Origin of the sequence: Acinetobacter sp. Brlt_5 (assembly GCF_051949055.1) — a bacterium.
Taxonomy (GTDB): Bacteria; Pseudomonadota; Gammaproteobacteria; order Pseudomonadales; family Moraxellaceae; genus Acinetobacter; species Acinetobacter indicus.
Map to the genome: position 1 here is coordinate 39,077 of NZ_JAYJLP010000019.1, position 8,941 is coordinate 48,017.

Sequence of the window (8,941 nt, forward strand, 5' to 3'; positions counted from 1 at the left end):
GCTTTATATTGCAGTTCAGTAAGTGCAATCAGAAGTAAAACGGAGAGGAAAACAGCTATTGGTGAGCATCCTCCTTGATCTTTTTAAAGAAAACAGACGGGCTAAAAAGAGGAGTGATCATAAAGTGGAAATAAAAAAGATAGCCACTGGGGCTATCTTGAGGGGAAGGTTTCGGAAGAAACGGGATTAACTGTTCTGGAATGATTGTTCCAGGGTTTCCAGTTCCATCATCAGTTCCAGCATGGTTTCTTCGGCCTGTTCCAGCGTGGCTTTTAAGCTGGTCTGTTCATTCATCAGCTTGAGCAGATCTTCTTTACGCGAAGCTTCATACAGGCTGCTGTCAGCCAGCTGTTCTTCAATACTGGCCAGACGGGGCTGGATTTTTTCAATCTGGCTTTCACATTGTTCAATTTTTTTCCGCAGCGGACGGGTTTCTTCACGGCGCTGCGCCGCCAGTTTGCGCTGTGCTTCTTTATCAACTTTGGCCGGTGCGGCAGTCTTGTTGGTACTTGCGCTGGCCTGTGCCAATGCGGTTTGGGCATTGATCTGCTGCTGACGGGCCTCACGTAACCATTTGGCATAATCCTGCAAATCACCGGAAAATTCAGTACAGCGTCCGGCATGCACCAACAGCAGGTCATCACAGACACTGGCGATTAGCTGACGTTCGTGCGATACCAGTACCACTGCGCCTTCAAAGTCCTGTAAGGCCATGCTCAGGGCATGACGCATGTCTAAATCCAGATGGTTGGTCGGTTCATCCAGAATCAGTACATTCGGGCGCTGCCAGACAATCAGGGCCAAGGCCAGACGGGCGCGTTCACCGCCGGAGAAGCTTTCGCACGGCGTATCCATACGTTCGCCGCTAAAACCAAAACTGCCGAGGAACGAACGTAGGGTGGCTTCACTGATCTGTTTGTCGGCCAGACGTGACAATTGCAGCATCGGGCTGGCCTGCGCATCCAGTGCATCCATCTGATGCTGGGCAAAGTAACCAATATTCAGCAGTTCAGAGGCTTTGCGCTGGCCATTTAAAAGCGCTAAATCACCAACCAGTGATTTAATTAGAGTAGATTTACCGGCGCCGTTCATGCCCAGCAGGCCAATACGCGAGCTTGGGGTAATCTGCAGACTGATTTTGCTGGCAATACTTTTGCCCGGATAGCCAATTTCGGCCTGATCCAGAGTCAGTAAGGGTGAACTCATTTTGGTGGGTTCACGGAAACTGAAGGTAAACGGGGTATCGACATGCGCCGGTGCCAGCAACTGCATTTTTTCCAGCTGTTTAATCCGGCTTTGCGCCTGACGCGCCTTGGTAGCTTTGGCTTTAAAACGGTCAATAAATTTTTGCAGATGTGCGCGGGCTTCAACCTGCTTTTCAAAGGCCTGTTGCTGCTGGGCCAGACGTTCGCTGCGGGTCACTTCAAAGGTCGAGTAATTGCCGGTATATAAGGTCAGTTCCTGATTTTCGATATGCAGGATATGATCGGTCACTGCATCGAGAAAATCGCGGTCATGTGAAATCAGGATTAAAGTGCCTTCATAGGCATTGAGCCAGTCTTCAAGCCATAAAATGGCATCCAGATCCAAGTGGTTGGTTGGCTCATCCAGAAGCAGTAAGTCGGAGCGGCTCATCAGGGTGCGCGCCAGATTTAAACGCATCCGCCATCCACCAGAAAAACTGGAAACATCCAGACGTAGCTGATGTTCCATAAAACCTAAACCAGCCATCAGCTGGGCGGCTTTGGATGGAGCAGAATAGCCATGAATTTCATCAAAACGGCCATGTAATTGTGCCAGTTCGCTGTTACTGAGCTGTTCAGGTTGTGCCAGCTGTTTCTGAATCTGCCAGTATTCTTCATCCCCCGATAACACAAAATCCAGCGCCGGCATATCTAGGGCTTTGACTTCCTGGGCCATGTGCGCAACGGTCCAGCCCGATGGACGGGTCAGGCTGCCTTCATCTGCCCCCAGTTCTCCCAATAAGGCGGCAAATAAGGTCGATTTGCCGGCGCCATTGACTCCGGTGAGGCCAACTTTCCAACCCGGATGGATCTGCATGGACGCTTTTTGAAATAAGACACGACCACCACGGCGTAAAGAGACTTGGTCAAATTGAATCATTGGACTCACTAAACTCAGGAACAGAATGCGCCTATTCTAAAGGATGCGCTCTGGAAAACAAAAAGCTGGCGCAGTTTATTTCAGGTGCTACAGCAACACATCGAAAAAAATAATGAAAAAGCGGGCACCGTGTCATCTATCGGAAAGCGGCTATGCAGGGTTTTTTTATAAAACCAAGCCCGATATATTAAAATTTCTGATAAAAAACAAAAACAAATGTACGGTGACAAAAATGAAAAACGGAGTTTTGTTGTTGTCGACACTGGCCTTGTGTGGCGTCAGTGGCCTGGCTCAGGCCAATCCGCAGGTCTGTGTTTTTGATCTGTTGGGACGGGCCGGAGAATCCTATAAATTGCTGGAAGAATGGGCCTTGGCCAGCAAGCGCTGGGGCAGCAATGTCAGTCTGAAAGCCTATCAGGATGAAGCCCAGGTCGAGCGCGATTTTAAGGCGGGCAAGTGTGATGGTGCCTATATGACCTCAATGCGGGCGCGGCAATACAATAAATTTGCCGGTTCGATTGATGCACTGGGCGGTGTGCCAAGTAATAGCATTGCCCAGAAAGCCATTAGTTATGTGCTGGACCGGCGCAATAACCGCCGTCTGGTGACCCGGATTGGCCAGGAAACCTTTGAAGTGGCTGGCATCGGCCAGATTGGCTCGGCCTATATTTTTGTTAAAGATCGGGCCATGAACTCGGTTGAGCACATTAAAAACCGGAAATTTGCGATTCTGCATTATGATCCGGCACAAAAAATGATGGTGGAGCGGGTCGGTGGTATTGCAGTCGATTCCGATATTTCCAATTTTGTACGCAAGTTTAATCAGGGCGAGGTTGATATTGTGGCCGCACCGGCCTATGCCTTTAAACCGCTGGAAATTGAAAAAGGTTTGGGCACACGCGGCGCCATGATTGATTTTCCGGTGGTCAATGTCACGGCGGACCTGATTATCCGGCCAGAAAAATTCGCAGATGGTTTTGCAGTGCAGTCCCGGCGCTGGTTTGTCCAGCAGATTCCGAAAAACTTTGCCATGGTGAAACGTCTGGAAGCGGAAATTCCAAATAAATACCGCACCCGACTCAGCAAGGAAGATCAGGACAAATACCAGAAACTGCTACGTGATGGCCGCATCGAACTGACCGAAAAAGGCATTTATGATGGCTCAATGATGCGGGTACTGAAACGGGCACGTTGTACCGTAGAACGCACCAATTTTGAATGTTCACTTGGCGGTGAATAGAGAAAATGGTTATAAGTTTGTAAAAAAGTGGCCACGATGTGTAAATTTTCGCCGCGCTACCTGAAATTTTTAAGCCATTGAAAATGCTGCTGATCTCTGCAATTTGTGGGTTTGAGATCAGCAGCTGTATAAATTGAATTGGTCACGATTTAAAAATATTTGGAGTAAAAGCTCTATTTTTTTAAAAACAAGTTGCTTAATATTCAGCAAGTGTATGGACACTCTTGATGAAAGACGATTCTGTAAGGACAAATACAATGAAAAAAACAATTCTCGCGCTTTCTGCGCTGGCTACTTTGGGTATGGCCAGCAATGCTCAGGCAGCCAAGGTCGATGTATGTATCTTCGATTTACTCGGCAAATCTGGTGAATCTTATCAAATGGCCCAGGAATGGGCGCTGGCCGCGAAAGGCTGGGGCGCAGACATCAACCTGATTCCCCGTCAGGATGAAGCCGTGGCCGATAATGACTTTAAAGCTGGCAAATGTGATGCGGTTTTCCTGACTGCGATGCGTGCCCGTCAGTACAATAAATTTGCCGGTTCAATTGATGCGCTGGGCGGTGTGCCAAGCAATGCCATTGCCCAACGTGCAATTACCTTTGCACTGGACAAACGTAATGCCGGCAAAATGGTCACCAATCTGGGGGGAAAAAAATATGAGGTGGCGGGAATTGCACCTTTAGGTTCGGCCTTTATTTTTGTCCGTGACAAGAATATTGATTCAATTGAAAAAGCTGCCGGCAAGAAATTTGCGGTACTGGGCTATGACGATGCACAAAAAATTATGGTGCAACGTGTCGGTGCTCAGGCGGTAATCTCCGATGTCTCTAACTTTGTGGCGAAATTTAATAATGGCCAGGTCGATATGGTTGGTGCGCCAGCCTATGCTTATAAGCCGCTGGAAATCTATAAAGGCTTGGGAACCAAAGGCGCCATGTTTAATTTCCCTGTACTGCATGTGACGGCGGATTTAGTAATTAGTCCGGAGAAATTCCCGGCTGGTTTTGGCCAGAAATCGCGTGACTGGTTCTCGAAAAATCTGCCAAAAAGTTTGGGCATGATTAAACGTCTGGAAGCAGGCATTCCAGCCAAATACAAAATGAACCTGAGTGCGGAAGAGAAAACCAAATACCAGAAACTGTTACGTGAAGGGCGGATGGATATGACCAAGCGCGGTATTTATGATGCGTCGATGATGAGCGTACTCAAACGTGCCCGCTGTTCTGTCGATAAAGCCAACTTCGAGTGTTCACTGGGCGGTGAATAAGCTTCATTTTTAAGGAAAAACAACCCGGCATCTGTGCCGGGTTGTTGCATCTGGAACCTTGTCACTTGGGCCATTGCAGTTCAGGTCAAATCACGTAAGCTAATCAAAAATAATAGTTTCATCTTTGCCCAAGCCTAAAAAATAGAGATGAGTTGTTTCATCCAAGGCATACAGACAGGAGGAGCAGGAGAGGGTGATCTCCAAAGGTAAAAAGAACAAGGATGGATAGGCAAAAACAGCTTTTTAAAATATTAAACACTTCAGTACAACTGAAAACAACAAGAACAGCGATAAAGGAAAGATCAATGAAATATTATGCTCAAGGCATCGCACTGGCTGCAGTGATGGGACTCGGTGCGACTGCAGCACAGGCCAAGCAGACAGTGTGTGTCTTTGATTTGGTGGGAAAAAGTGGTGATGTGTATGCGCTGATGCTGGACTATCAGCTGGTGGCCAAAGCCTGGGGCGCCGATATTGAACTGCGCGTCGGGCAGAATGAAGCGGTAATTGCCGAAGATTTTAAAGCCGGTAAATGTGACGGGATTAGTGTCACCGGTATGCGCGGGCGTCAATTTAACAGCTTTACCGGTTCTCTGGATGCGATTGGTGCAATTCCCGATTTAAATCTGGCGGTCAAAGTCATGCAGGGACTGGCCAGTCCGAAATTTTCCCGCTTTATGACTCAAGGCCAGTATGAAGTGGCTGGTGTAGTGCCTGTTGGTGATGCCTTTTTAATGGTCAATGACCGCAGTATTAATACCGTGGCCAAAGCTGCCGGTAAAAAAATTGCGGTCCTGGATTATGACCAGGCACAAAAAATTATGGTGCAGCAGATTGGCGCGCAGGCAGTCAGTTCAGATGTCACCAACTTCGGCAGCAAGTTTAATAATGGTCAGGTCGATATTATTGGTGCGCCGGCCGCCGTGTTTAAGCCGCTGGAGCTGCATAAGGGCCTAGGCAGTAAAGGCGCAATTGTGAATTATCCGATTTTACAGGTGACTGGCAATATTATTATTCGCCCGAACAAGTTCCCGGCCGGTTTTGGCCAGAAATCACGGGAATGGGTTAAAGGTCAATTGCCACGTGCCTTTAACATCTTGGGTAAAATGAAAGCCGATATTCCACAAAAATACTGGATGAATATTCCGGCAGCCGACAAACCGGGCTATCAGAAGATGATGCGTGAGGCGCGGATTGACCTGACCAAACGTGGCATTTATGACAAACGCATGATGAAGCTGCTGTGGCAATTCCGCTGTAAGCAGGACCCGAAAAACTTCGAATGCGGCCTACAGGATGAGAATTACAAATAATCTTGATAAAATTAGTCTGAATTGACTTTGAATTGAACATGACTGACCATATATTGGGTATGTTATACTTGATATGTGGTCTTTTCTGTTAAAAGACATTTGAATCGAACGAGGAATCCGACATGAATGCCCAAGCCCTTGTGCTGACTGACAATGCTGCGAACAAAGTACGCCAATTGCGTGACAGTGAAGGCAACCAAGATTTAATGTTACGCGTTTATGTGACCGGTGGTGGTTGTTCGGGCTTCTCTTACGGCTTTAACTTTGCTGAAAGCATGAATGAAGATGATGCTGAATTCGTGAATGGTGACGTAAAAATGCTGGTCGATTCACTTAGCTATCAATATCTGGTCGGTTCAGTGGTGGACTATTTAGAAGGTCTGGAAGGTTCACGTTTTGTGGTTCAAAATCCGAATGCCACGACTACGTGTGGCTGTGGTTCTTCTTTCTCGATTTAAGCAGAATTTTAAAATACTCAGCCCTCTATTTTGAGGGCTTTTTTAATATCTTTTTTAATATAAAGAGATTGGCCTAGACTGCGGTCAATGTTCCTAAAATCCGGTAGCCTTTGGCCCCAGTCACAGCCGGGAAATTGCCACTTTGCTGGTTCAGAAAACGCATCGCCAACCAGGCAAAAGCAGTGGCTTCCACCCAGGTCGGGTTAATACCTAAATCCGCCGTGGTCTGTACACTCCACTCATGTTTGCGTAAGCGCCAGCGCAGCTGTTCCAGTAAATAGGAATTATAGGCACCGCCCCCACAAACATAGACTTCACCGGTGTCCATGCCGGAGCGGTAAATGGCTTTTTTAATCGCCCGAGTAGTCAGCTTTAACAAGGTGGCCTGCACATTTTCCGGGGTATCTTCCAGTTCCTGATAGGCTAGGTCATTGCGCCAGTCGGCAATCTGTTCATCCAGCCATTCCAGGTTAAAATCTTCACGGCCAGTACTTTTTGGCGGCTCTTTGGAAAAATATTCATGTGCCTGCAGACGGTCCAGCAGGCTGCGAATTGGCTGGCCATAAGCCGCCCAGTTGCCGTTTTCATCATAAGGCTGGCCGGTGTAGCGTTCACACCAGGCATCCATCAGGATATTGGCCGGGCCGGTATCAAAACCATAGACTTTTTCCGGCTGTCCGGCAGGCAACATGCTGACATTGGCAATCCCGCCCAAATTCAGAATCACCCGGTGGATGCTGTCATGCTGGAACACATCCTGATGAAAAGCTGGTACCAATGGGGCGCCTTGTCCACCAGCAGCCATATCACGCCGGCGGAAATCCGAGACCACCGGCAGCTGGGTTATTTCGGTAATAATATTCGGGTCACCAATTTGCAGGGTAAAGCCATGTTCAGGGCGATGGCGGATGGTCTGGCCATGTGAACCAATGGCACGAATCTGGCTGCGATCAAGCTGGTGTTCTTCAATCAGGCGGTTAATGCCATGTCCGATCATTTGCGCCAGCGCGACATCGGCCTTGCCCATCCGGTCAATTTCATTGTCATCCGGCAGGGTTAGGGCCATCAGTTCATCGCGTAAATCGGGATCGAAGCTCAGGGTCAGGGTGGCATGAAGCTGTAAAGGATCAAAAGAAGCAGCAACAATATCGACACCATCCATACTTGTGCCGGTCATTACCCCAATATAGATCGCTGTCATGGTTATTCTTAAGCCTGCAATGTGCTGAAAAAGTGTTAGTATATCGCACAAATTGAATAACTGATGTGTTTGGGTTTTGTGATGTCAAATTTCTTGCCAGCTGAAGAACAACTTGCCCTCATCCAACGAGGTACGCATGAAATTATTTCTGAAGAAGATCTTCTAAAGAAATTAAAAGAGAACCGTCCTTTAAAAATTAAAGCGGGCTTTGACCCGACTGCACCTGACCTGCATTTGGGTCATACGGTTTTAATTAACAAGCTGAAAGTGTTCCAGGATTTGGGTCACGAGGTTTTCTTCCTGATTGGTGACTATACTGCCATGATTGGTGATCCGACCGGTAAGAGCGCAACCCGTCCGCCGTTGTCACGCGAGCAGGTACTGGAAAACGCCAAAACCTATCAGGAACAGGTGTTCAAGATTCTTGATCCAAACAAAACCAAAGTGGTGTTTAACTCGGAATGGTTTGCCAGCAAAACTGCGGCCGATTTAATTCAATTGGCCTCACAGCAAACCGTGGCGCGTATGCTGGAGCGTGATGACTTCACCAAGCGTTATAACAACCAGCAACCAATTGCGATTCACGAATTCCTGTATCCATTGGTACAAGGCTATGACTCAGTGGCTTTAGAAGCCGACGTAGAGTTGGGCGGTACTGACCAGACCTTTAACCTGCTGATGGGCCGTACCTTACAGGGCCGTTATAACCAGGAAGCACAGGTGTGTATTACCGTGCCAATTCTGGAAGGTTTAGATGGCGTCAACAAGATGTCGAAATCATTGGGCAACTATATTGGTGTATTTGATGCCCCAGGCGCGATGTACCAGAAAGTACTGTCTATGCCGGACTCACTGATTGAGCGTTATTTTGACCTGCTCAGCTTCAAGTCTGTGGCAGAAATCCAGCAGTTACTGAAAGAAGTGGCGGAAGGCCGTAACCCGCAGGATGTGAAAAAGATTCTGGCACTGGAACTGGTCGAGCGTTTTCACGGTGCGGAAGCTGCAGCCAATGCGCATAAAGGTGCCGGTAACCTGATTACCGAAGGTGAATTGCCAGAAGGTACACCAGAAGTGACCATTTCACGTGGCGAATATGGCGGCGAGATTTTCATTGCTTCTATTTTACGTGCAGCAGGTTTAACCAAAAACGCGGCACAAGCCAAAGATGCTGTCGGTCGTGGTGCAGTGAAAGTTGATTGGCAACCAGTCGATGCCTCATTCTCGGTAAAAGAAAACGTGACCTTGATTGTGCAGGCCAGTAAAAAGGCCATTGCCAAAGTCACTTTTACCGACTAAAAATGCAGTTAAGTAGTTGAATTAAAAAGCAGGCTTCGGTC

General features: G+C 47.8%; 7 protein-coding genes. 5 read left to right on the forward strand and 2 right to left on the reverse strand.

Annotated elements, in window-relative coordinates:
* Positions 1-186: 186 nt before the first annotated feature.
* A complete protein-coding gene (locus tag VF685_RS12215; RefSeq protein WP_127800781.1) occupies positions 187-2,124 on the reverse strand; it encodes an ATP-binding cassette domain-containing protein in 1,938 nt (645 codons plus the stop codon).
* 232 nt (positions 2,125-2,356) lie between these two features.
* On the opposite strand from VF685_RS12215, the gene VF685_RS12220 reads away from it, so the two are divergent.
* The 4 genes from VF685_RS12220 (at position 2,357) to erpA (ending at position 6,403) form a co-directional block, all read left to right on the forward strand.
* A complete protein-coding gene (locus VF685_RS12220; protein WP_034598267.1) occupies positions 2,357-3,364 on the forward strand; it encodes a putative solute-binding protein in 1,008 nt (335 codons plus the stop codon).
* A gap of 257 nt (positions 3,365-3,621) precedes the next feature.
* On the forward strand, positions 3,622-4,632 hold the full coding sequence (locus VF685_RS12225) for a putative solute-binding protein (protein WP_075175275.1): 1,011 nt from the start codon (positions 3,622-3,624) through the stop codon (positions 4,630-4,632).
* 344 nt (positions 4,633-4,976) lie between these two features.
* A complete protein-coding gene (locus VF685_RS12230) occupies positions 4,977-5,945 on the forward strand; it encodes a putative solute-binding protein (protein WP_346799658.1) in 969 nt (322 codons plus the stop codon).
* 122 nt (positions 5,946-6,067) lie between these two features.
* Positions 6,068-6,403, forward strand: a complete 336-nt coding sequence (erpA, locus tag VF685_RS12235) for an iron-sulfur cluster insertion protein ErpA (RefSeq protein ID WP_005181144.1) — start codon at positions 6,068-6,070, stop codon at positions 6,401-6,403.
* 73 nt (positions 6,404-6,476) lie between these two features.
* Here erpA and VF685_RS12240 read toward each other — a convergent pair whose 3' ends face one another.
* Complete coding sequence (locus VF685_RS12240; protein ID WP_005181147.1) at positions 6,477-7,604, reverse strand: anhydro-N-acetylmuramic acid kinase; 1,128 nt, start codon at positions 7,602-7,604, stop codon at positions 6,477-6,479.
* A gap of 63 nt (positions 7,605-7,667) precedes the next feature.
* On the opposite strand from VF685_RS12240, the gene tyrS reads away from it, so the two are divergent.
* A complete protein-coding gene (tyrS, locus tag VF685_RS12245) occupies positions 7,668-8,900 on the forward strand; it encodes a tyrosine--tRNA ligase (RefSeq protein WP_005181149.1) in 1,233 nt (410 codons plus the stop codon).
* Positions 8,901-8,941 lie beyond the last annotated feature (41 nt).